Origin of the sequence: Mesorhizobium sp. M7A.F.Ca.AU.001.01.1.1 (genome assembly GCF_004022735.1) — a bacterium.
Taxonomy (GTDB): domain Bacteria; phylum Pseudomonadota; class Alphaproteobacteria; order Rhizobiales; family Rhizobiaceae; genus Mesorhizobium; species Mesorhizobium ciceri.
Window position 1 is genome coordinate 1 of the sequence record NZ_RZPF01001224.1, and the last position, 898, is coordinate 898.

Consider the following 898-nt stretch of genomic DNA (forward strand, 5'->3'; position numbering starts at 1 on the left):
GAGCGCGATGCCGCCGGGCGAATGGCCGGGCGTGTGGATCACCTCGAAGGCACGATCGCCGAGATCGACGACGTCCCCATGCTTGAGCAAACGGCCTGCCGGTGCGGGCGGAATACGGTAGCGCGCCGTGTTCCAGCCTTGCGGCTGGCAATCGAACATTTCGTCGGTCGCATAGGTGTCGGCTGCCGTCCACTCGTTACGCGGATCGGCGAGGATCCCGGCCTCGGCGGCGTGCACGCACCGTTCGGGAAATTCGTGGTGGCAGCCTATATGATCGAAATGCGTGTGGCTGGCGACGCAAATCAGCTTGCGCTCGCTGACCAACGGCACGTGACGCCTGAGGCTGAAATGGCCAAGCCCGGTGTCGAACAGAAGGTCACGATCGCGGCCGCGCACATGCCACATGTTGCAGCGGAAGAACGGTTTTATCCAAGGCTCGTGGATCAAGGTCACGCCATCGCTCATGCGGATGGTCTCGTACCAGTCTGGTGCCTCGATGACCGCAAGCGTTGCCATGTTTCAATCCGTCAGAAAGTTCAGTCCGTCAGCAGGATGATCTGGTCGGTATCGCAGGAAATCGCGACCCTGTCGCCCGGCTGGACGGTCGCCGTCGCGGGCAATTTGGCGATGAAGTGGAGCGAAGGGTCCTCGACGGAAACGGCGAGCACGCGCTTGAAGCTGCCCTGGAAAACCACGTCGCTCACCTCGGCTGTGCCAAGCCTGACACCGCCGCGCGCCTCGCCGAGGACAAGATGCTCCGGCCGTATGGCCAGCGCAACGGTAGAGCCGACCGGCAAGGCGCCGGGCAGCGAGACCGGCCCGACCGGCGTCGCGACGGTGCTTGTCCTATCCTTCGCCTCCGTGACCGTGCCGGCGAGGATCGTGCTTTCGCCCATGA

The 898-nt window shown here is 64.0% G+C and carries 2 protein-coding genes; both read right to left on the reverse strand.

Translation table 11 applies throughout. The annotated features are described in order from the left end of the window. On the reverse strand, window positions 1-516 hold a 516-nt coding region (locus tag EN884_RS37245; RefSeq protein ID WP_128361197.1), incomplete at its 3' end, for an MBL fold metallo-hydrolase. A 20-nt stretch (window positions 517-536) separates the two neighbouring features. Next, the coding region (locus EN884_RS37250; RefSeq protein ID WP_128361198.1) for a TOBE domain-containing protein at window positions 537-898 on the reverse strand (362 nt) is incomplete at its 5' end.